Origin of the sequence: Pseudomonas fluorescens, assembly GCF_001307275.1 — a bacterium.
In the GTDB taxonomy this organism is placed as follows: Bacteria; Pseudomonadota; Gammaproteobacteria; order Pseudomonadales; family Pseudomonadaceae; genus Aquipseudomonas; species Aquipseudomonas fluorescens_AA.
This window is the reverse complement of sequence record NZ_CP012831.1, coordinates 6,686,837-6,709,085: the sequence shown is the minus strand read 5'-3', so window position 1 is coordinate 6,709,085 and position 22,249 is coordinate 6,686,837. Positions and strand designations below refer to the sequence as shown.

Here is a 22,249-nt window from a genome sequence, read left to right as displayed (position 1 = left end):
CCCCGGGCCTTTGGCGCAAGGCCCGGCTGTGCGTTCAAACGATATCGTCGATCAGGATGTGGCGCTCGCCGCGGCTGCACTGCTCGATCCGCGCTTCGACCTTGTAGACCTGGCGCAGCATCGACTCGGTGATCACCTCGGCGCTCGGGCCGCTGCCCTGGGCGGTGTTGTCGGCGATGACCAGCACTTGGTCGGCAAAGCGCAGCGCCTGGTTCAGGTCATGGATGGCGATGAACACAATGACCTGGCGTTTGCGCGCCAGGGCCCGCATGAAATTCAGCACCTGGACTTGCCGATGCATGTCCAGGGCGCTGGTCGGCTCATCCATCAACAGGATTTCCGGTTCGCGCACCAGGGTCTGGGCGATCGACACCAGTTGCTGCTGTCCGCCGCTGAGCTCTCCGAGGTTACGGAACGACAACTCAGTGATGCCCAGCGCGGCGAGAATGTCATCCACCCGCTTCAGTTCGTCATCGTGGACGACCCAGCCCGGCGTGAGCTGCTTGCGCGCCAGCAGCACCGACTCGTACACCGTCAACCGGGCACTGGCGTTCAAGCCCTGGGGCATGTAGCTGATGCCCTGCGGTCCCTTTTTCGAGCCCTCCAGGATCACCTGCCCGGGGCCGTCGATCAACCCGGCCATGCGCTTGAACAAGGTGGATTTGCCCGCCGCGTTGGGGCCGACTACCGCCACCACCTGGCCGCCGACAAAAGCTGCCGTGGTCACGCCGTGAATGACCGTGCGCTGGCCATAGCGGGCTCCGAGATTCTCCAGCCGGATCGTTACCATGAGTTTTTCTTCCCGCCGAGAATCAAGGATATGAAGAAGGGCACGCCGATCAGCGACGTCACCACACCGATGGGGAAAATGGCCCCAGGGATCAGGGTTTTGCTGATCACCGAACTGGCGGACAGAATCAGGGCGCCGGTCAGCACCGACGCCGGCAGGAAGAACCGTTGGTCTTCACCGATCAGCATCCGCGCGATGTGCGGGCCGACCAGGCCGATGAAGCCGATCGTGCCGACAAACGCCACCGGGAACGAGGCGAGCAGGCTGACCATGATCAGCGTCTGAAAGCGCAGGCTGCGCACGTTGATGCCGAAACTCGCGGCCTTGTCGTCCCCCAACCGCAGCGCGGTCAAGGCCCAGGCGCGCCGGGCGAAAACCGGCAGGGTGACCAGGATCACCAGGCAGATTACCCCGAGCTTGGGCCAGGTGGCTTTGGTCAGGCTACCCATCGTCCAGAACACCACGGCGGCCACGGCTTGCTCGGTGGCGAAGAATTGCACCAGCGCCAGCAACGCATTGAAGGTGAACACCAGGGCGATGCCAAGCAGCACGATGGTCTCGGCGGTGACACCGCGGCGCAGGCTCAGGAAGTGGATCAACAATGCCGACAACATGGCCATGATGAACGCGTTCACCGGCACCATGTACTGCGCCGCCAATGGGAACAAGGCCACGCCAAACGCCAGTCCCATGGCCGCACCAAAACTGGCGGCAGCGGAAATGCCCAGGGTGAACGGGCTGGCCAGCGGGTTGTTGAGGATCGTCTGCATCTGCGCGCCGGCCAGCGACAACGCGGCGCCGACCGCGACAGCCATCAGCGCCACAGGCAGGCGGATGTCCCACATCACCACGCGAACCTGGGGCGAAGCGCTGTCCGGCGAAAACAGTGCGCCGAGCACTTCGTCGAGGCTGTAGCGTGCCGGCCCGAGGGCCAGGTCGAGCAGGACGCTGCAAATCAGCAACAGCGTGAGCCCGCCGAGAATGAGCCGCTTGCGCAGCACCAGGCGCCGGTAGGTGTCACGTTGCATCACCAGGGTTTCGTTCAACGACGTCATGGCTTGTCCTCGGTCTGGTCCAGGCTGACGGCGTAACCCGGCTCATAAGGAACTGGCAGGAACTGCTCGTGCAGTTGACGGAACGAGGCGTCCGGGTCCAGGTCGGCGAATAACGTCGGGTGGAACCACTTGGCCAATTGCTGGATGGCCACGAACTGATAGGGGCTGTTGTAGAACTGGTGCCAAATGGCGTGGAACGCCTGGTCGTCCTGGGCCTTGATGCCGGCGTAGGCCGGTCGCCGGGTGTACCACGCCAGTTTTTTCCTGGCTTGGGCCATATCCGCCCCGGGGCCGACGCCGACCCAATGGCCACCGGGTGCAAAGGCTTCCCAGTTGGCACTGGTGACCACCACCTGTGCCGGGTTGGCGACCACCACTTGTTCGGCATTCAACTGGCCGAACGTGGTGGGGATGATGCCTTTGGCGATGTTGTCGCCACCGGCCATTTCGACGAACAGGCCGAAATTCTCGTTGCCGAAGCTCAGGCAGCAATCATCGGTGTAGCCGCCGATTCGCTCGATGAAGACCTTGGGCCGGGCAGGGTGGCGCGCTTCAATGACGTCGGTGACCCGTCGAATCTGTTGGTTGCGAAAATCGATGAAGGCTTCGGCACGGGCTTGCTTGCCGAACAGTTGGCCGAACAGGCGCATGGTCGGCTCGGTGTTCTGCATCGGGTTGTTGCGAAAGTCCACGTAGACCACCGGGATGCCCAAGGCGTCGAGCTTCTCGATGTAGCGCGCATCCTCGGTGGCGTGCTGGGCTTCGATATTGAGGATGATCACATCCGGACGCTGGGAGATGGCCTGTTCGATGTCAAAGGTGCCGTCCTCGAACCCGCCGAAGGTCGGGATCTTGGCAATCTCGGGAAATTTGCGCAGGTAGGCGCCGTAGGTGTCCGGATCCGACTGGATCAGGTCCTTGCGCCAACCGACGACGCGTTCGATGGGGTTTTGCGTGTCCAGTGCCGCCACCAGGTACAACTGGCGGCCTTCGCCGAGGATCACCCGCCTGACCGGGAGATGGACCTTGACCTGGCGCCCGAGCAGGTCGGTCACGCTGCCCAGGGCAGGGTCCGCCTCGGCGGCCAGGGCACTGCGGGGCGTCAGCGAAAGAAACGACACACCGAGCAGCCCGGTGAACAGCAGGGCGGCAAGGGTGTGAGGGCGGCGAAAAACGGTAACCATGGTTCATGCCTTTACGAAAGCCGGACCGGACAACGGCGCAAGTCGCCGCCCCGGCCCGCAGGTTTCAGAAATCAACGGTGGCGGATAACAACAGCGTGCGCGGTGCGCCTTGGGAAAACGCGCCATAGGACGCGACCCCCGACCAATAGGCGCGGTCAAAGACGTTCTGCACCGTGGCGCGAAATGTCGTGGGCCGTTCGGCAATGCGCGTGGCATAGCGGGCACCGACGTCGAAGCGGGTCCAGGCATCCAGTTCCTGGGTGTTGGCCTGGTCGACGTACTGGCTGGCGGTGTAGATCGCGCCGCTGGTCAGCGTCAGCCCATCGATGCCCGGGGTGTCCCACTCGGCCCAGAGGTTGGCCTGGACCTTGGGCACGCCCACCGGTGTATTGCCGCGGTTGGCGGCCACGCTGGTGCGGGTCAGTTCCCCATCGAGTAGCGTCACGCCACCGAGCAGGCGCGTGCCCTTGGCAATCTCGCCGGACAGGTTCAGTTCCACGCCACGGTTGCGTTGCTGGGCCTGGACCGAAAACACCCTGGACGACAATTCGCCGCTGGGTTTCTTGATCTGGAACAGCGCCAGCGTGGCCATGAAACGCTCGTAGTCGAGCTTGAGCCCGATCTCCTGCTGGCGGGAAATGTAGGGTGAAAAAACTTCGTCGGCGTTCGTGGCGGCAGCCGGTGCGATGTCGCCCTTGCTCAGGCCTTCGATGTAGTTGTAGTACAGCGCGACATGGTCCCAGGGCTTGGCGACGATACCGAGCAGTGGGGTGGTCTTGCTTTTGTCGTAGGACGGGGTGGCAACGGTGGTGTTGTAGTTGTCCGACTGGATGTTTTGTCGGCGCAATCCGAGGGTGAGTTGCAGGCGCTCATCGAGCACCGACAAGGTGTCGGCCAGGGCGACGCCCGACAGTTCGCTCTCGGAGATTTTTGGCGTGTGAGGTTCGGCGATGTTGGGCCTGGGTCGATCGACCGGGTGATAGATGTTCGAGAGGATAACGGGGCCGGAAACAATGCCCCGGGACAATTCATCGCGATAACGGCTGACTTGCAGCACCGCGCGGTGGCTGACCGGCCCGGTGTCGAAGCCCAGGCGTGCGCCGGCATCGACGGTGTAGCGTTGGACGTTGAATTTGTAATAGCCGGGAACCGATGACGTGTCGCCGGCGGCGTTGATGATGGTCGGGGTCTGGTCGGACATGCGCTCGACCTCGGATTTTCCACCGCCAGCGTGGGCAAACAGGGTCAGTTGGTCGCTGAGGTCGTACTCGCCACTCAGCAACGCCGATTTGTCCCGGGCCCGGGAGCGTCCCCAGTCCTGGCTGACACTGGTGCGGCCGTTGGCGGCGGAGGGGATTTGCACGCCAGAGTCGATCAGGAAAGGGCGGGAGGCGGCGTCGAATTTTTCATCCTGGCTGATCAGGTCCAGGGTCATGCGCAGGCGATCCCCTTGGTAATCCAGGGACATGGCGCCGGTACCGACGTCTCGGGACTGCTTGTCGATGGCCGTGTCACCCTGCTGCAGGCTACCGTTGAGCCTGATTCCGAACCGGCGTTCCTCGCCAAAGCGCCGACTGACGTCGAGGTGGCCGCCCAGTTGCGAGTTCGTGGCGTAGCGGCTGGTGAAGCGGGTCAGGTCCTCGTCGAGGGCGCGCTTGGGGACCACGTTGATCACTCCACCCACCGCGCTGTTGGGCGACATGCCATACAGCAGCGCGGCGGGCCCCTTGACCAGTTCGATGCGCTCGGCGTAATCGGTGAACACCCGGTAATTGGACGCCACGCCATACACGCCGTCGAAAGCCAACTCCCCGAGGTTGCCTTCCCCCAACGGAAAACCGCGGATGAAGAACGAATCGACGATGCCGCCCGCCTGGCCAGTGGAGCGCACCGAAGCGTCGCGTTCCAGCAAGTCGCCCACGGTGGTTGCCTGTTGATCCCTGATCATCGTCGAGGTGTAGCTGCTGACGCTGAACGGTGCATCCATCACATCGGCGTTGCCCAGCAGGCCGAGGCGTGCGCCGCGAGCGACCTGGCCGTTGGCGTCGGTAGGTGGCAGGTCGCTGCTGCGTCTGCCGGCGGCGTCGACGCTGATCTGCGGCAGGGACACCTGGCGCAGCACCAGTGTGTAGCTGCCATCGTCGCGGGCAACCATTTCCACGCCGCTGTCGGCCAGCAGCTGGGTGAGTGCTTGCGTGGCCGGATAAGTGCCGGAAAGCCCCGGGCTGACCAGGCCCTCAGTGATCGAGGGCTGGAACGACAAGGCAATGCCGGCGGTCACCGCAAAGCTCGACAGGGCAGGGCCGAGCGGCCCCGGGGCGATGTCATAGGCGCGGGGGGCGACGGCTTCCAGTTGTGCGGGCACGGCGGCGAAGGCGAACGGCCCGGTGACCGTGCTCAACGCAAGGCTCAACAGCACACTGCGCATGACGGGCTTGGACGGACGATCCGGACGCAGGGGCCGCGCAACGAGCATGGATGGATGACCCTATGGACGAGATGAAATGGTTATTCCTTTCTTTGCCAGTTGAGATCAAAAAAAGTATCACCCGAGCAGCAAATAATTTTTGTGGGGTCAGGCCGGGGAAAGCGTCACCCAGTAACCGCTCAAATGACCGGTGACCAGGACCGGGTAGGTTTGCACCAGCATGTTGAGCGTGCGCTGGGTATCGCTGATGGGAAACGCGCCGGACACCCGCAGCTCGGCAATGGCCGGGTCGCAACGCACGAAGCCGCGGCGATAGCGCGCCAGTTCGGCGACGAAATCCGCCAGGCGCATCCTGTCGGCCATCAGCATGCCTTGGGTCCAGGCGCTGGCGTTACGATCTGTCGGGGTCAACGGGCCGAAGGCCTGGGACGAGAAGTCGGTACGCTGTCCGGCGTTGACGATGAGCGGCGCGGCCTGGCGAGCCTCGGTCAATTCAATCCGCACTGCGCCTTCGAGTACCGCCAGATGGGTGCGCGATGGCAGCTGGCGCACGATGAACCGCGTACCCAGGGCCTGCATCCGGCCCTCGCGGGTGCTGACCAGGAACGGTCGGGCCTGGGGTGAGGCATCCGGCGCGGTCTGCACCAGGACTTCCCCTTCGCGCACATGGAGGAGCCGCTGGCGGGTGTCGAACAGTACGTCGATGGCCGTGCCGGTATTGAGGGTGAGGTGAGAGCCGTCGGCCAGGGTCAACTCGCGGCGCTCGCCGATGGCGGTGCGGTAGTCGGCGGACCATTGCTGCGATTGCGCCAGTTTCCAACTGCCCCAACCGACAGGCACCGCTGCCAGCAGCAACGCCAGTTTGCCGAGGGCCGCGCGTCGTTCGGGGCTGCTTGGGCGATCCAGCGCCGACATCGCCAATGCGCGTGGCAAGCCGCCGAGCTTGCTTTGCAGCAATTGCGCACGAGACCAGGCCCGGCCGCGCTCGGGGCTGCTGGCCCTCCAGCATTCCCATTCGGCGCGCTCGGTGTCACTGAGGTCGCTTTCGCTCAAGCGCATCAGCCATTCGGCGGCTTCTTCGAGGACCTTGGGGTCGAGCGGCGGCTCACGGCGACGAGTGAGCATTCATTCCACCAACATCAAGCACTGCACGAATGCCTGCTTCATGTAGCGCTTGACCGTGATCAGCGAGACGTTCAGCTGTTGGGCGATGTCGTCGTATTTCAGGCCGCCGATCTGCGACAGCAGGAATGCCCGCTTGACCGGCGCCGGGAGGGTGTCGAGCATGGCGTCGATTTCGTGCAGGGTTTCCAGCACCAGAAAGCGCAATTCCGGGGAGGGCACTTCCTGGGCCGGCAAATGCGCGAGCGCCTCCAGGTAGGCACGTTCCAGGGCCTTGCGCTGATACCAATTGATGAGAATGCCCTTGGCCACGCAGCTCAGGTAGGCCCGGGGCTGGTCAATGGCCGTGACTTGGGAGGCGAGAATGCGCGCGAAGGTGTCTTGCGCCAGGTCCGCCGCATCCATGGCGTTGCCCAGCTTCTTCTTCAGCGTGTTGTACAGCCAGCTGTGATGGCCGGCGTACAGGTCTTCGATCACGCGCAGATGCTGGTCGTTGTTCGCGGGCAGGGTTTCGCTCATGGCTGCGACTTTTTTGCAATTGAGAAGTATTCCCAATGCTAAAGGACAACTTGCTCGCGACGCAAGCGGCATCGACTGGGAGCGAGCTTGCTCGCGATAGCGGTGTGTCAGTTTGCGGGGATGTTGGCTGTGCCGGCGCCATCGCGAGCAAGCTCGCTCCCACCGTTTTCCGGATGATGATGAGATTTGAGATACACCCCGAATCCCCTGTGGTAGCGAGCTCCCACAGTTTTTTTTGAGCGTTCACAGATCAGGCGTCCACCATCGATCCTCTGTGGGAGCTGAGCTTGCTCGCGATAGCGGTGTGTCAGCTTGCGGGGATGTTGGCTGTGCCGGCGCCATCGCGAGCAGGCTCGCTCCCACCGTTTTCGGGATGATGATGAGATTTGAGATACACCCCGAATCCCCTGTGGTAGCGAGCTCCCACAGTTTTTTTGAGCGTTCACAGATCAGGCGTCCACCATCGATCCTCTGTGGGAGCTGAGCTTGCTCGCGATAGCGGTGTGTCAGCTTGCGGGGATGTTGGCTGTACCGACGCCATCGCGAGCAGGCTCGCTCCCACCGTTTTTGAGCAAAGCCCTGAACCATCCCTCAGGTGCGCGGCAGGTGCGCCAGCGCGGCCGCCAGGGTGTCGATTTCAGCTTCGGTATTGTAGGCGTGTACGGAGGCGCGGCTGACTTCCAGCAAGTCGCGTTGCTGCATGTCGAGCATCGTCGAGCGGAACGTCGATGTGCTGACGTTGATCCGTTTGGCCTGGCCCGCCAGCCATTGCTGGACCTGGGTCGCGCTGCCGTGTCGGTGAGTGAATGTGACGATGCCGGATTGGAGCGTGCCCTGGTCTTGAAGCGTCACTGTCGAAATCGCCGTCAGGCGTTCGCGCAAATGGCTGGCCAGGTGTTGGATGCGCTGCCACATCGGCTCGATGCCTTGGGCCAGAGCATATTCCACCGCCGCGCCGAGCCCCAGCTTGGCCGCCACGTTGCATTCCCAATTCTCGAAACGCTTGGCATCGCCACGCAGGCTGAACGTGTCAGGTGTTTGCAGCGAGGCGGCATGCAGGTCGAGAAAAACCGGCTCAAGGTTCTGGCACAGGGCCTTTTCGACATAGAGAAAACCCATGCCCCTGGGGCCGCGCAGGTACTTGCGGCTGGTCGCGGCGAGCATGTGGCAGCCGATGCGTTTCACATCGATCGGCATTTGCCCGACCCCTTGGCAGGCATCGAGCATAAACAGCACCCCGGCGGCCCGTGCCAGGGCGCCGATCTGTTCGACGGGTTGGACCGGTCCGCCGTTGGTGGCAATCACCGGCAAGGACACCAAGGCGACGCGATCATCCTCCAGCAGCGTCTTGAGGGCCGGCAGCGACACCTGGCCGTGTTCATCGTTGGGAATGATCCGCAGCTCGATACCGCGGAGTTTCTTCAGTTGCAGGTAGGGGATGTAGTTGCCGGCGTATTCGGTGGTGGACGTCAGCACCACATCGCCGGGCCGCAGCGGCAATGAATAGAAGGCCATGTCCCAGGCGCGGGTGGCGTTTTCGATTACCGCGATTTCGTCGGGCTGGGCGTTGATCAGGCGGCCAATGGCGTTGTAGACATTGTCCAGCGCCGCGGCCTGTTGCCCGGCGGCCTCGTAACCACCGAGGCGCGCCTCCCGTTGCAGGTGGTTGGTCACGGCCTCGATCACCGGTTCAGGCATCAGTGCCGCACCGGCGTTGTTGAAATGGACCAGATGCGCGACACCGGGCGTATCGGCGCGCAGTTGTTCAACGTTCAAAGGGAAACTCCTTGATCAGTCCCCGGGTGGGGCGGGGCTGGCTTGCAGGCTCGCGGGCCAGTACCGCAAGGCAACGATGGGAATCAGGGCCAACACATAGGCCAGGCAAACGAACAGGTAGGTGTACTGCAGACCGTAGACCTGGCTGAGCAACCCACCGGCCGAGATGCCCGCGATCGAGGCGAATTGCGCGGTGCCCTGGGCAATGCCCAGCACCTGGCCTTGGCGTGCGCTGTCGGCGGATTTCGAGATCAGCGCCATCAGCACCGGTGTGGTAGCCCCCAGCAGCACGCCCCAGATGAAGTAGACGACGACAAAGACGATGGCATTGCGCGTGACCCCCGCCAGGGCAGTCAGGGCGATGCAACCGAGCACGATGTAGATGATGCGGTGCAAGGTGTCCTGCTGGGTACGGTGCTCGAAATAGCGCGACCAGGCGGTGGCCGAGAGGATGAAACCCAGCGCCAGCAAGCCGTAGCATAGGCCGACCACCGAGTTGCTGACGTCGAATACCGAGCTCACATACAAGGAAAATGAGGTCTGTGGCAGCATCCGGGCCAACAGCAGGATGCCCATGACCCACAGCAATGACAGCAATGGCGATCCTTGCCAGACACTGTCGGTACGGCTCGCTGTCGTCGGGGCCTGGCTGGTCGCGGGTTTTTTCACCGGAGGCACGTCCGGCAAGGTCACGGCGGCCACCACCGTGCACACCGCGCACAAGGCCGAGGCAATGATGTTGATCCAGAAGAAGGTGGCGTAGTCGAGGATCAGGCCCCCGACCACCGCGCCGAGCAATGAGCCGACGTTGGTGGATATTTGCAGGATCGCGAACAGCCGCGCCCGTCGCGAGGGGGCTTCGATGCTGACGCCATAGGCCTGGGCCGGGGCGATGTACCCGGCAAAGGCGCCCTGCAGGAAGCGCAGCACCAGGATGATCCAGATATCGCTGCACAGCGCCAGCCCGAGCTGCGTCAATGACAGGCCCGCCAGGGCGCGGATCATCATCAACTTGTGACCGTAGCGATCACCGATACGGCCCCATAAGGCGCTGGTCAGAATGATGCCCAGCATCGGGCCGACATACACGGCGATGCTGGCGAAGCTGAAGACCGACTCCGAGGACGTCAGCCCGCGCAGGTGGACCGGCCAGAACGGCCCGCTCATTTCCATCGCGCCCATGGAGATCAGTTGGATCGCGAATAGAAGGTAAATCAGGATTCTGACGTTCGAACCCTGGATGGCACCTGCGTGGGACATGACTCAGCCTCGGTGGTTAAACGCTCGCAAGCGGGTTGGTCAGCGTGTGCTGTAAACGATAGTTGGAGTACTGCAACAGGTGCATGCGCAACAACGATCGGGTCGGCCACGGGTCCTGGATGAACGCCTGGCGTTCGGTTTCCCACAATGGCGCGGCGACACGCTCGCGCACGGCTTCGAACGCCGCCTCGGTTTCCTCCCGCAGCACCCTCCACAGTCGCGTGTCGTCCAACCCGTATTCCCGTGTCAGCCACAAGGCGATCTCGTGCAGGTGGGTGAGGAACGCCGCGTCGAGCACGAACATGCGCACCGGTTCGATATCTTCCACGAACACGGTCGGCAAGATGCCCGGCTGCACATGAGGTTGCAAGGTGTACCCGCGTTCCTCCAGCAGGGGCGCGTAGGTCCTGCCATCGCCGAAATCGCGGATCAGCAGGCTACGCGCTGTGCCATCGGGGGCAAAGAGCACCATGGTGTTTTGCTGATGGGCTTCGAGGCCGATGCCGTACATCAGGTAGATCGCGACCACTGGGCGGGTGACCACGGCGGCGTACTGCCGGAACCAGTCTTCAACGCCCTGGGCCTCGGCCCGAACCCCATCGCGCTCGATCAGGTCGGTAAACAGCGGACGGCCGCCGGGCAGGCGGGTGAACAACGAGGCCACGGTGATGGGCAGGCAGTCGTCGTTGCGTTCGAACGCCGCTCGGCTGGCGCGATAGACCACTGACAGGTGTCGTCCGGGAGCATCGTCCTGGGTGATCGCGTTGCGGTACCGCACGCCGATCTCTTCCGGGAAGATCTCGAGGCGCTGGTCGAAGCCGTTTTCGGCGGCGAGGATTTTCGTGATCACCGTGCTGATCCGCGGGCCCATGTGGATCGACTTGGCTTGCAGGCTGCGCAGCTCGCTGGTCATCCACACGGCGATGGGCAACTTGATCAGCGGCGCGGTCTCGTCCAGCACCGGCATCATGGTCCGATAGGACATGGTCGGCAGGGTCTGGAGGTCGGGGCCCTCGGTGATCAGGATGCCAGCTTCGATTTCCGCGGCAAAGGTCTTGAGTACGTAGGCCTGCAGATGCCAGGCATGGATGGGCAGCGGCAGCCATTGGTTTTCGTCCAGGCCCTTGGCATTGAGGGCGGCGGTCCACTGTGCCCATTGCGCCGGGAAGTTACTGGCGAACCAACGGTGGTAGCTGGTGACGTGGGGCATGCTTTCACTTTTGGCCATGTCGGCGCGCAATGCGGCGATGCGCAAGGGGACCTGGGCGTTGAACTCGGGGGACAGTTGTTCGACTTCCGCATCGCTGAGACCTGGACGGGATTTCCAGGTCGGATAATACGGATGGCCTTCCAGCGACCCCCATTGGTCCAACAGGATCGCGGCGTCCTTGGTGCTGGTGTGTTGGCGCAGGTAGTCGGTCAGGCTGGCGAGCCCGTGGCTTTCAGCGGCCTGGGCCAGGCGCGCGTTCCATTGCTGGCGATGCTGGCGGGCGTGGGCATCGTTCATCAGGCTGTTTTCCATGTCCGACTTGAGGCCGGCCACGCCTTCGTCGCTGGGTTCGAAGTCGAAGCTGTCGCGCAGCACGTCCAGCAAGTCCTGATGGCTGTGAATGACTTGGCGTACGCCTTCGTCGGTCAGCAGGACCACGTCACCGTCACTGATCAAGGTGTCGGCGGGGGCCAGGGTAATCTGCGAGAAAAACAGCTGGGCCCGTGCATTTTTCAACGGGTAGGTCGCCTCGCTGCCGTCCGCGGAAAAGCTCAGGGCCGAACGGTCCAGGATGTTCTCGGCAAACAGGCAGCGAACCAAGCGTCGCATGGCGTTTTTGCGTGAATAAGTGACCAGTGTCTTGAAGTCATCCATATCGGTATCTGCTCGTCGATGAATAAGGAAGAGGGTGAAGCCCGGTTCAGGCCGAACGCGGCCAGTGGGTCGGGAAGTAGTCCAGCGCCGAGTCGCGCAAGCCTTCCATGTAGGCGATGCTCCACTGCAGGACTTCCTCGATGTAGGGGACTTTCAGTTCGAAACGCTTGGCCATTTCCACCAGCAGGACCAGGCCATAGGCGACGTCTTCATTGAAGGCTCGGCTCTGGCGCTCGATCACATAGCCGGGGCGGTTGCCGTCGGCCGGCACCATGGGCGCCAGGATGTCGTTGTAGGCCCGGTTGGTGCGCAGGATCGAAAGCATGCTGCTGCGGTCGCGGATCTGCTCGCCGTAGGCCTCGACGATCTCCTGTTTCAAGGACTTGACCGAGGACAGGTCCACGCCCATGCGCTGGCTGATGACTGCGCACAGGTTCTGGCTTTCTTCATCCATGCGTTCGAGGAAATAGGCGCCCAATTCCGGACACTCGGTCCACCAGCACAGGCGTTGCGGGAAGATCTTGCGGTGCCACTGGCCGTAAGGGCCGATCAAGCCGTAGATCACCGAGCTGTGCATGATCGGATTGCCCGGGGTCAGGGTGATCTCCAGGTAATGGTCGAGCAGGGTCACGCAAGGGCCGTACAGCCTGCTGAGCATTTGCTGGAGCTGCTGGCGCGACGCCTGGGTTTCCCGGGCGTGGGTGGCGACATACAACTGGCTTTTGCCGCCGCCCATCTTCACCGAGCGTCCGGGTTTCAGGTCGAACGCCGTGTGCGGGACGTCCTTCATGCCCCAGATCACCAGGTTCGGTTTATCCGCCAGTGTGGCTTGGGCCAGCCAGTCGAAACCGCAGAAGCCTGGAATGGCACCGACGTACACCGGCTTGGTCGTGCTCAGGTACGGTGCGATGTCCTGCAGGACCTGCGGCCGGGCATGGGCCGGCACCGTGATGATGACGATGTCGGCGTCCTCGACGGCGACTTTTGCCTCGGTGGTCACCCGGTCCGGCCGCGCGCTCAGCGTCGAACCATCGGGCATCAACGCCTGAATGGGGGTTTGGCGGGCGTGGAGGTCGACGATGTCCTGATTGCTGGTGAGCAGCGACACCTGGACATCAGGCAATTGCTTGAACAGGACGGCATTGAGATGGCCGGTTCTGCCACCGCCGCAAATGGCGACTTTCAGCACGTTCATGAAGAGGCGTTCCTGTGTGGGTGGAGGGTCATGCGACGCTCAATTGCAGCGGCGCAGAACTGGATTCCAGCCATTGGGTCTTGCCCAGCCAGCCGTCCAGTTGCACGGCGACGCCTGGGTCGAGCAAGTCGCGCTCTTGCAGCCATTGATCGTCGAACACGGTGTGCAGGTACTTCTCGCCGCCGTCGGCGATCGGGACCACGACATTGCCGGTCAGCACACCTTTGTGAATGAATTCCAGGGCCTTGAAAATCGCTCCGCCGGTAGAGCCGCCCACCAGCAGCCCCAGGTTGCGAGCGATATAACGGGCGGTTTCGAAGGCTTGGGAATCGGTGACCTGGACGCCCAGGTCGATGCAGCTGTAGTCGAGCACCAGGCCCACGGTGTCGCCGGCCGGGGTACCGGTGCCGGATTGATAGTACGGGTAGCCGGGATGACCGAAGACAATGGAGCCGGCGGGTTCCACAGCGACGGTCACGGTGTCGGGGTTGTGCAGTTTCAGCCCGCGGGCGATGCCGGTCATCGAGCCGCCGGTGCCGACACAACCGACGTAGGCGCCGACCTTGCCTTCCACCTGGGCAATGGTTTCGCGGACGAAGTCGCTGTAGCCGCCGGCATTGGCGGCGTTGTCCGACTGGTTCATGAACACCGCTCCCGGGATCTGTTGCGCGAGTTCGGCGGCCATCCGTTGGCGCTCGACTACCGCGACTTCATCCTCGCGATAATGGCCGGCGACAAATCGAACGTCGGCGCCCAGCGCTTTCATGACGGCGATCTTGTCCTGGGCGGCATGGTGGTCGACCACGGCGATAAAATGCAGGCCGAATTCGACAGCGGCCATGGCCAGGCCGATGCCGGTGTTGCCGGAAGAGGACTCCACGACCACGCCGCCGGGCTTCAAGCGTCCGGACTTGAGCGCGGCCAGTACCATGTTCCGCGCCATGCGGTCCTTGATGCTGCCGCCGGGGTTGTTCTTTTCAATCTTGAGCAACAGCCTGGCATGAGTGTCGGGTATATCAATGCCCAGCATGGGGGTATTACCGATCAGGTCGGAAACTTTATTAAGTATCATGTGAAGTACTCCCTTTAGCAGTCAGGTGAAAACGCGTAGTGGCCTTGTGTACAACAAGTCGCCATTAATCGACGGGGTAGGGGGTGGCGATGGAATTCGTTTTCCAGCAAATCCATCTGATAGCCGGCGGTATTGGCGTAGATCAATAAGTCGCCGGGCTGGGGTAAATATTCGAAGTTGATAAGGCGATAACTGATGACGTCATCATCCAGGCAACTATGGCCGGCGATGTATGCTTGAGTCGGGTTATGGGGCGATTGCGTTGCGCTTATCAAGATGGGGTCGACCAGATATTCAGACGCGAACCAGGTTTCACACGCGCTGAAACTACTGCCCTCGACGAAGATCACGGTTTTATTGTCGGCCAGCTTTTTGGTGCGGGTCACTCGAAATACCGAGATGGCGGCTTGATCCACCAGACTTCGACCGGGTTGCAACGACAAGGTGATATTGCGTGACTTTAAGTAATTCGCTATCGAACGACCGGGTGAATGATCGGATTCCAGAAAAAATTCCAACCACTGGCTGGCTGTCAAACTGCCGCCATAGGGATAAAACGACTCGGGCACTGAATGGTTGTAGTAATGACCGGGTTTATTGTCGTTCTGCAGAAAACTGTTATAGGTCTCGGGATCGACATAACGAATAGGCAGCCCTCCACCCATGTCGATCATGCTCGGAGTCAAGCCCATCTCGTGCGCCGCCTCGACAAAGGCGGTCACCTCTCGGAAGGCCTGTACCCGGGTTTCGTACCCGTAGCCGCCCAGATGGAAATGGAAGCCTTCGAAGTGAAAATGTTCGCCTTCTTCGGTCAATTGTCGCAGGCACTCCAGCAAGTCATCGGTGCCCATTCCGAAACGGCTCGCCAGGCAGCTCTGCGGCCGGTAACGCAGTAAAACCCTGGCCTGTAAGGGAGGGCGCGTGGCTTTTACCAGCGCTTTGAGATGAGCGAATTCTTCCAGCGAATCCACACAGATCAGTGAGCCAGCCTCTACCAGTGCCCGGTGGAAAACAGCCGTTTTGGCCGGCCCCGTTGCGCACAAAAGCGCGCCCGGCGTGCCGGCGCGCCGGGCCGCATTCAGTTCGTGAATGCTCGATACATCGACGCCGATACCCAAATCTTCTGCCGCGCGAAGCAGGCATTGGGACTTGTTGGCTTTGGCACCATAGAAGATGACGTGATTCACGTCGTATTTCTTCAACACGCTCTTCAGCGCCGTTGTATTGGCTTTAAATGCATGGGGCCACATCAGGTTCAGGGGTGATCCGTGTTGTGAAACAAGTTCTATAAGTCTTTGTGAATGATCATGAATAAATTGTCCGATCGCCGGGTCGAGTAGGGGTGTCAACAGTGTGGGTTGATGCACTTTGGTTCGGTTGTTGGATATTGGCGTGGAAACATTAGGCATAGTTAACCCCTGGCGTCGAACATGCCATTTTTCATAGTTCGACAACCGCTGTTGTCGAGGCGGATATAAAACGTCCGTTTCAGGCTTAAGAAATTTCTGTATTTGGCGGTGTAAGCCAAACGAAGCCTGAAGATAAAATCATCAGGCCGGACGTAATAAATATTTCACAAAGCACGGCATAAGAAACCCATTCCCTAAGGTTTATCCGAAGAGCGGAGCAGCCGCCATCGACGGATGGCGCGTCCGTGTTAAATAGCCAATGAATGGCATTCAAATGACATCACCGCTATGCACTTCCTGTGATGACAAAGACTTCCTTTGATGATTGGCTTGCATCAGCTCGATGGCGAGAACCATATTGCTAACGCGAACGATTATCAAGTAAGGTTTTCAAAAATTTTAAATAATTACTCGCTGAACGAGCGTGCATAAGCGCTTGTTTGCAGGTGCTTGTAAGCGTTCTTGCGCAGTTGAAGAAGTACCTTAATGCCTTGATGGAAAAGGAGTTAAGGAGCGCTGGAACAGGCCGCAGCCGAGACCGGGATTTCCCTGCCTGAGGTACATGAAATTTTCGCTGATCACCACTGACGCATACCCAGGAGAGCTCCATGACAACTGAACGCCCCCATACCGTCGCCACGCTTCCCATCAGCTACCTGTTCGTTCCCGGCAACCGCCCCGAACGGTTCGCCAAGGCGGTCGACGCGACGCCGGATGCGATCATTCTCGACCTCGAGGATGCCGTTCATCCCGACAGCAAAGCCGCGGCTCGAGCGGCCATTTGGGCTTGGCAGGAAAGCGTGCCGAGTGTTGCTTGCCAGCGCTACATCCGCCTGAACAGCGTTGACAGCACCTTCCTGCGCCAAGATCTGACATGGCTGGGAGACATGCGCTATCCCGAGCGTTGCGCGGGGATTTTCTTGCCCAAGGCGCAGTACGGCGAGGCCTTGTGCCAAGTGGTCGAGCAGTTGTTGGCGTGGCAGCCCGAGTTGCAGATCGTCGCCATCATCGAGACGGCCAAGGGCTTGCAGCAGGTCGAGGCGATTGCCGGCATTGCCGGGCTGTCGCGCCTGGCGTTCGGTTCGTTGGATTTTTCCCTCGACATCAACTGCAGCCAGGTGCCCGAGGCGTTTCTGTTCGCCCGCAATCGGATCGTGCTGGCATCGCGCACGGCCGGTTTGCCTGCGCCGATCGATGGTGTGACACCGGCCATCAGCGACCTGGCGATGGTCAATCACGATGCGCATTACGCAAGGTCCCTGGGCTTTGGCGCCAAGCTGTGTATCCATCCTGCGCAATTGAACACGGTCCAGCGGGCCTTCCTGCCCAATGCGGGTCAGCTGGCCTGGGCCGATCGCGTGATGCGTGCCGTGGCCAGCGGCTCCCATGCGGTGCAGGTGGACGGCGAGATGGTGGATCTGCCGCTCATCGAACATGCCCAGCGCCTGCTGGACGTGGCCAGCCTCTACGCGGTGCCCGCCAAGGCGGACGCCTGCTGAACCCGCTGCCGACCAGGAGATTCGCCATGGAACACCAGGGTTATCAGATTGCGCTGCGACCGCTGTGCGAAGTGCTGCAATCGGAGCATGTCGATCCGGCCAATGTGCAATGGCTGCGGGAGTCGATCATCCGTGCCGGGCATTGGCTGGAGCCGATCATCGTCGAGCGTTCGCGAGGCATCGTGATGGACGGCAATCATCGCTTCAACGCGGCGTTGCAATTGGGCTTGAAGCGGGTCCCGTGCATCCAGCTCGACTACGCGGATCCGCGGGTGTGTGTGCGGCATTGGCAGACCGGCAAGGCGTTCGAGGTGGCGCGGATTTTCAGCACCATCGCCCGGGGCGAGCTGTTCCCCTACAAGACCACGCGGCACGCGTTCGACCCGGCCCTGCCCGTCGTCGCGATACCGCTGGAACGCCTGTATGCCTGAGGGATCCGGCGCAGTCTGAAAAATAATCCCCAGGAGGTGATACTTTTCCGCAGGTCGACTGGCAATAGGAGTGATTACCATTTTCTCTCGTTGGAAAGGATCCTTAAGCCATGTCTGTTGCACGTCGACCTTGTGGTGAGTCTGCGTTATCCCTCGCGATTCGTAACGCCACGCTGAGTTTCATTCTGGTCGCAGGAAGCGCCACCGCCTGGGCGGCAACCCCCGGACAGGCGCCTGCCGCCGATACAACCCAGGACGCCTCCAAGGGCAACGGGCAAGGCTTGACCCTTGACGCCACCACCATCAGCGGCACCCACAACGACCCAGGCGCACTACCGCCCGTGCTGGCCGGCGGTCAGGTGGCGCGCGGTGCACGCTTGGGGATGATGGGCAACAAGGACGTGATGGACACGCCGTTCAGCGTGACCAGCTACACCGAAAAGACCCTGGCCGACCTGCAAACCGTGACCGTGGCCGACGCCCTGCAACGAGACCCTTCGGTGCGCTCTACGGGGCAGGTGGGCGGCATCGTCGATTCGTTTTTCATCCGTGGTTTTCCCATCGGCGAGGGCAACCTCGGTGAGTTGGCCTACGACGGCGTATACGGCGTGGCACCCAACTACCGGGTCTTCACCGACTACGCCGAACGGGTCGAAGTGCTCAAGGGGCCGGGTGCGCTGATGTACGGCATGTCTCCGAACAGCGGGGTGGGCGGGGTGATCAATATCGTTCCCAAGCGTCCGTTGGACGAAGACCTGACGCGCTTTACCGGCAGCTACGCGTCCGACTCCCAAGTGGGTGGGCACCTGGATGTCAGCCGTCGATTCGGCTCGGAAAACCAGTTCGGCGTGCGCTTCAACGGCAGCCTCCAGGGTGGCGACACGGCCATCGACGACCAGGAACGCGAGCTCAACATCGGTGCTATCGCCCTGGATTATCGGGGCGAGCGTTTGCGCTTGAACCTCGACTTCATCAGTCAGAAAGAAAGCTTTGAGGGTGCCTCGCGGCCCTTCACTGTCGCGCGTGGCGTTGAAATTCCATCCGCCCCCAACGGTCGTACCAATGCGTCACAGAAATGGGGTTGGTCGGACACCAAGGAGCAGTCGGCCTTGCTGGGTGGCGAATACGACCTGACGGACGCGGTCACGGTGTTTGCCCACGCCGGCGGTGGTCGCTCGGACGTCAAGCGGATGTCCGACCAGGTACCAAGAATCCTCAACAACGCCGGCGATATCAGCAACACGCCGGGGTATTACAAATTCAACGTAGACCGTTCGACAGCCGATGTGGGGGTTCGTGGGGTGTTCGACACCGGCCCTGTCAGCCACACGACCACGCTGATGGCGACCACTTACCAGGATGAACTGTCCCGGGGGATCAACAATGGGCCGGAGGTCCGCTCGAACATCTATCACCCGGTGGACGTGCCCAAGCCGGCCATCAATGCGCCCAAGGTGCTGCGGGTTTCCGAGTCGCAGCTGTCCGGCTTCGCCTTGACCGACACCTTGTCGGTACTGGATGACCGTCTGCAACTGTCCCTGGGGTTGCGCCGGCAGAAGGTCGAATCACGCAATTACAGCGAGACGGGTTCGGTCAGTTCCCGTTATGACGACAGTGCCACGACCCCGATGGTCGGCGTGGTGGTCAAGCCCTGGGAGGACGTGTCGCTGTACTACAACTATGTCGAAGGGCTGAGTAAAGGTGACGTTGCGCCAGCCAACGCGAACAATCCTCTAGAAACATTCGCACCTTATGAATCCAAGCAGCACGAGATGGGCGTCAAGTACGAGCACGGCACGTTCATGACCACCCTGGCGCTGTTCCAGATCGAGAAGCCCAGTGGCGAACTCAGTGCGAACAATGTTTTCTCCGTACAGGCTGAACAGCGCAACCGTGGCCTGGAGCTGAGCGTGTTCGGCGAAGTGGCCCCCGGCACACGCTTGATGGGTGGCGTGACATTGCTCGACGGTGAGCTGACGGATTCCGCCACCGCGGCCAACCGTGGCAATAAGCCGGTGGGTGTGCCAGACGTACAAGCCAACCTGTGGGCCGAATGGGACACCCCGTGGGTGGAAGGCTTTACCCTCACCAGTGGCGCGATCTACACCAGCAGCCAATACGTGAACCAGGCCAACACCCAGGAGCTGGATGCCTGGACCCGTTTCGATGCGGGCGCTCGCTACGCCACCAAGATCGAAGGTCGACCGACAACTTTCCGAGCCACGGTCCAGAACGTCTTTGACCGCGAGTACTGGTCGGGGGTCGCCTCGTACGGCGCCTTCTCTCCAGGCTCGCCGCGCACATTGCAATTGTCGGCCACGGTGGATTTCTGAGGCATGGCGAGGGGTGGCTCTAGCACAGGGTCACCCCTCTCACTTTTCTTTCCCGATCTCTTCTATATAGGGTAATGCTGTTCACTTAGGAAAAACGATGAACCTGTGGCCAGACAAACCTTAAGCGAACAGCATTATTGGCCTTTGGCAGGCAGCCCCATCTTCGCCAGCGTCAGCGTTTCATCGGCGCGCCCCCAGCCACCGTCTGCCACCTCTTCGACCAGGACCATGGTGAATGGACGGACCCCTTCGCCGAAGTATTCGACGAACATTTCCGTGGTGCGATGGATGATCTCTTCCTTGCGGGCGTGGTCCAGGATTCCTTCGGGAAATTTGTAGTTGGCAAATGGCATGGATCGACTCCGTAGGTGTGAAAGATTCGCCAGGGGCGATGGCCCCTGGCGCGCATCTTTCTCCTTTACGCCTGTGGAATAAACCCTTCTGGATTGGCATCTGAATTCAACGTACGTGAACAATCGGCCGCTTTGGACTCAGTGCGAATGACGCGGCTCGCCACTGCGGGCGATCACGCGCAGATGCAACGTGGCAGGCTCCAGGCAGCCTCCGGTGGACAATTGCCCGACCAGTTGCCGGTACAGTTCCTGCCAAGGCGTTTGCGACGGTGGGATGTTCGGTGTCCATTCGAGTCGACGCCGGGCCATCTCTTCGTCGTCGATCAGCAGGTTCACGGTGCGTGTATTCAGGTCCACTTTCAGCCGGTCGTTGGTTTGCAGCAACGCCAGGCCGCCGCCCACGGCTGCTTCAGGGGACATGTTGAGGATCGATGGGCTCGCCGAGGTGCCGCTCTGGCGCCCGTCGCCCAGGCAGGGCAGGGAGTCGATGCCCTGTTTGATCAGCGCGGCCGGTGGGGCCATGTTCACCACCTCGGCACTGCCGGGGTAGCCCACGGTGCCGACACCGCGAATCACGAGGATGCAGCGCTCGTCGATGTCCAGCGCCGGATCGTCGATGCGGGCGTGGTAATCCTCCGGTCCTTCGAACACGATGGCCCGGGCTTCGAAACTGTTCTCGGCACCGGGCTCGGAGAGGTAGGTCTTGCGAAACGCTTCGCCCACCACCGACATCTTCATGATCGCGCTGTCGAAGAAATTGCCGCTGAGCACGATGAAGCCGGCGCGGTGCTTGAGCGGGGTGTCGAAGGGATGGATCACGTCGGCGTTGCTGGTCAGGCTGCTGCTGACGATTTCGCCGATGGTCCTGCCGCTGACCGTGGCGCAGTCTTCGTGCAGGCGTCCGGCTTTTTGCAGTTCGTGCATGACCGAGGGCACACCGCCGGCCCGATGGAAACCTTCACCCAGGTACTTGCCCGCGGGCATGCAATTGACCAGCAGCGGCACGTCCTCGCCAATCCGCTGCCAATCATCCAGGCTCAGTTCGACGCCCATGTGCCGGGCGATGGCGATCAGGTGCGGCGGGCAGTTACTCGAAGCACCCAGGGCCGAGGCGACGGCGATGGCGTTCTCGAAGGCCTGGCGGGTCATGATCTGTGACGGACGAATGTCTTGCAGCACCAGCTCGCAGATGCGCTTGCCGGTGGCATAGGCCATTTGCCCGCGCTCGCGATAAGGCGCCGGAATGCTCGCGCAACCGGGCAGCGACATGCCCAGGGCTTCGGCCAGGGCGTTCATCGACAAGGCGGTGCCCATGGTGTTGCAGTGACCCACCGATGGCGATGCCGCAGTGGTCATTTCCATGAAACCTTCGTAATCGATCTCGCCGGCGGCCATCAGGTTGCGCGCATGCCAAAGCACGGTGCCCGAGCCGATCAACTCGCCCTTGTGATGGCCGTCGAGCATCGGCCCGCCGGACAAGACAATGGCGGGCAAGTCGGTGGTCGCCGCCGCCATCAGGCAGGCGGGCGTGGTCTTGTCGCAACCGGTGGTGAGCACCACGCCGTCCAACGGGTAGCCGTGGAGGATTTCCACCAGCCCCAGGTAGGCCAGGTTGCGGTCCAGGGCAGCGGTGGGGCGCCGTGACTGTTCGGCGATCGGGTGCACCGGGAACTCCATGGGGATACCACCGGCGTCACGGATGCCGGCCTTGACCCGTTGGGCCAGTTCCAGGTGATGACGGTTGCAGGGCGTCAGGTCGCTGCCGGTCTGGGCGATGCCGATGATCGGGCGTCCCGACTGCAGCTCTTCGCGGGTCATGCCGTAGTTCATGTAGCGTTCGACATACAGGGCGGTCATGTCCGCGTGAGCCGGGTCATTGAACCATTGCTCGCTGCGCAGGCGGCGTTCAGGCGTGTCACTCATGATTCATGTCTCTCTTGTAATTGGATGAATCGGTCA

The 22,249-nt window shown here is 61.7% G+C and carries 17 protein-coding genes; 3 read left to right on the top strand and 14 right to left on the bottom strand.

The window, feature by feature from the left end:
• Positions 1 to 34 precede the first annotated feature (34 nt).
• The 12 genes from AO356_RS28870 to AO356_RS28810 all read right to left on the bottom strand — a co-directional run bounded on the left by AO356_RS28870 (position 35) and on the right by AO356_RS28810 (position 15,674).
• The gene (locus AO356_RS28870; RefSeq protein WP_060742750.1) at positions 35 to 790 is read right to left on the bottom strand and encodes an ABC transporter ATP-binding protein; all 756 of its coding nucleotides are present in this window, start codon (positions 788 to 790) and stop codon (positions 35 to 37) included.
• Entirely contained in the window at positions 784 to 1,845 is a 1,062-nt protein-coding gene (locus tag AO356_RS28865) for a FecCD family ABC transporter permease (protein ID WP_060742749.1), read from the bottom strand. Before AO356_RS28865 ends, AO356_RS28870 begins: the two co-directional genes overlap by 7 nt.
• Positions 1,842 to 3,029 (bottom strand): ABC transporter substrate-binding protein, encoded by a 1,188-nt coding sequence (locus tag AO356_RS28860; protein ID WP_060742748.1) that lies wholly within the window; start codon positions 3,027 to 3,029, stop codon positions 1,842 to 1,844. Before AO356_RS28860 ends, AO356_RS28865 begins: the two co-directional genes overlap by 4 nt.
• A gap of 64 nt (positions 3,030 to 3,093) precedes the next feature.
• The gene (locus AO356_RS28855; RefSeq protein ID WP_060742747.1) at positions 3,094 to 5,505 is read right to left on the bottom strand and encodes a TonB-dependent receptor; all 2,412 of its coding nucleotides are present in this window, start codon (positions 5,503 to 5,505) and stop codon (positions 3,094 to 3,096) included.
• A gap of 99 nt (positions 5,506 to 5,604) precedes the next feature.
• Entirely contained in the window at positions 5,605 to 6,582 is a 978-nt protein-coding gene (locus AO356_RS28850; protein ID WP_060742746.1) for a FecR domain-containing protein, read from the bottom strand.
• Positions 6,583 to 7,098, bottom strand: coding sequence for a sigma-70 family RNA polymerase sigma factor (locus AO356_RS28845; protein WP_060742745.1), 516 nt, complete (start codon positions 7,096 to 7,098; stop codon positions 6,583 to 6,585).
• A 591-nt stretch (positions 7,099 to 7,689) separates the two neighbouring features.
• On the bottom strand, positions 7,690 to 8,874 hold the full coding sequence (locus AO356_RS28835) for an aminotransferase class V-fold PLP-dependent enzyme (RefSeq protein ID WP_060742743.1): 1,185 nt from the start codon (positions 8,872 to 8,874) through the stop codon (positions 7,690 to 7,692).
• A gap of 15 nt (positions 8,875 to 8,889) precedes the next feature.
• Positions 8,890 to 10,134: an MFS transporter gene (locus AO356_RS28830; RefSeq protein ID WP_060742742.1), complete on the bottom strand. Its 1,245-nt coding sequence runs from the start codon at positions 10,132 to 10,134 to the stop codon at positions 8,890 to 8,892.
• Positions 10,135 to 10,150: 16 nt separating this feature from the next.
• On the bottom strand, positions 10,151 to 11,998 hold the full coding sequence (locus AO356_RS28825) for an IucA/IucC family protein (protein ID WP_060742741.1): 1,848 nt from the start codon (positions 11,996 to 11,998) through the stop codon (positions 10,151 to 10,153).
• Between the two features lie 46 nt (positions 11,999 to 12,044).
• Entirely contained in the window at positions 12,045 to 13,193 is a 1,149-nt protein-coding gene (locus AO356_RS28820; protein ID WP_060742740.1) for an NAD/NADP octopine/nopaline dehydrogenase family protein, read from the bottom strand.
• Positions 13,194 to 13,221: 28 nt separating this feature from the next.
• Entirely contained in the window at positions 13,222 to 14,265 is a 1,044-nt protein-coding gene (locus tag AO356_RS28815) for a PLP-dependent cysteine synthase family protein (protein ID WP_060742739.1), read from the bottom strand.
• A 14-nt stretch (positions 14,266 to 14,279) separates the two neighbouring features.
• Positions 14,280 to 15,674, bottom strand: coding sequence for an alanine racemase (locus AO356_RS28810; RefSeq protein ID WP_060742738.1), 1,395 nt, complete (start codon positions 15,672 to 15,674; stop codon positions 14,280 to 14,282).
• Positions 15,675 to 16,282: 608 nt separating this feature from the next.
• On the opposite strand from AO356_RS28810, the gene AO356_RS28805 reads away from it, so the two are divergent.
• The 3 genes from AO356_RS28805 (at position 16,283) to AO356_RS28795 (ending at position 19,937) form a co-directional block, all read left to right on the top strand.
• The gene (locus AO356_RS28805; protein WP_060742737.1) at positions 16,283 to 17,173 is read left to right on the top strand and encodes an HpcH/HpaI aldolase/citrate lyase family protein; all 891 of its coding nucleotides are present in this window, start codon (positions 16,283 to 16,285) and stop codon (positions 17,171 to 17,173) included.
• A 26-nt stretch (positions 17,174 to 17,199) separates the two neighbouring features.
• Positions 17,200 to 17,604, top strand: coding sequence for a ParB N-terminal domain-containing protein (locus AO356_RS28800; protein ID WP_060742736.1), 405 nt, complete (start codon positions 17,200 to 17,202; stop codon positions 17,602 to 17,604).
• 110 nt (positions 17,605 to 17,714) lie between these two features.
• Entirely contained in the window at positions 17,715 to 19,937 is a 2,223-nt protein-coding gene (locus AO356_RS28795; RefSeq protein ID WP_060742735.1) for a TonB-dependent receptor, read from the top strand.
• 134 nt (positions 19,938 to 20,071) lie between these two features.
• On the opposite strand, the gene AO356_RS28790 is transcribed toward AO356_RS28795, so the two are convergent.
• Both AO356_RS28790 and AO356_RS28785 read right to left on the bottom strand, forming a co-directional pair.
• On the bottom strand, positions 20,072 to 20,290 hold the full coding sequence (locus tag AO356_RS28790; RefSeq protein ID WP_003200762.1) for a tautomerase family protein: 219 nt from the start codon (positions 20,288 to 20,290) through the stop codon (positions 20,072 to 20,074).
• A gap of 138 nt (positions 20,291 to 20,428) precedes the next feature.
• The gene (locus AO356_RS28785) at positions 20,429 to 22,213 is read right to left on the bottom strand and encodes an IlvD/Edd family dehydratase (protein ID WP_060742734.1); all 1,785 of its coding nucleotides are present in this window, start codon (positions 22,211 to 22,213) and stop codon (positions 20,429 to 20,431) included.
• Positions 22,214 to 22,249 lie beyond the last annotated feature (36 nt).